At 44.0% G+C, this 564-nt stretch carries 1 protein-coding gene; it reads left to right on the forward strand.

What is annotated here, in order from left to right; all coding sequences use genetic code 11:
- The coding region (locus tag R7R24_RS29295) for an aromatic amino acid lyase (protein WP_318120534.1) at positions 1-291 on the forward strand (291 nt) is incomplete at its 5' end.
- Positions 292-564: the final 273 nt, after the last annotated feature.

Below are 564 nucleotides of genomic sequence, written 5' to 3' on the forward strand. Positions count from 1 at the left end.
GACCACGTGTCAATGGCGACATTCGCGGCTCGCAGGCTGAAAGAAATGGGTGAAAACACTCGCGGCATTCTGGCTGTCGAATATCTATCGGCGGCGCAAGGTTTGGATTTCAGAGCGCCAAATAAATCGTCTGAGCGAATCGAAATTGCAAAACAGATGCTGCGTGAAAAAGTGTCGTTCTACGATAAAGACCGTTACTTTGCACCCGATATCGAGCAAGCAAACACATTGTTGAAACTCGCTCTACATAACGCACTGATGCCAGAGAACCTTCTGCCAAGCGTACATTAATCTGTAGAAGCAAACTTCAGTCTAGGCTCCACCTCTTCGTGGAGCCTTTTTTGTGTCTATACTCTTAACAATTCGTGAGTGATATCAGAGTCGCGCGACGCACTTATTCGCATCATAAATGGATAAGCCATTCAAGCATGTGTTTTTAAACGTTTATCTGCTGATTTGGGTGCGCATTGTCAAAATGCAGTGAACTTTCTACTGGATGGACCATTGCTACGCAGATATTCGCATATAATCCCTTACAGTTTTGGTTACTACTTAATAATTATG

It is taken from the genome of Vibrio sp. 704, from assembly GCF_033339295.1.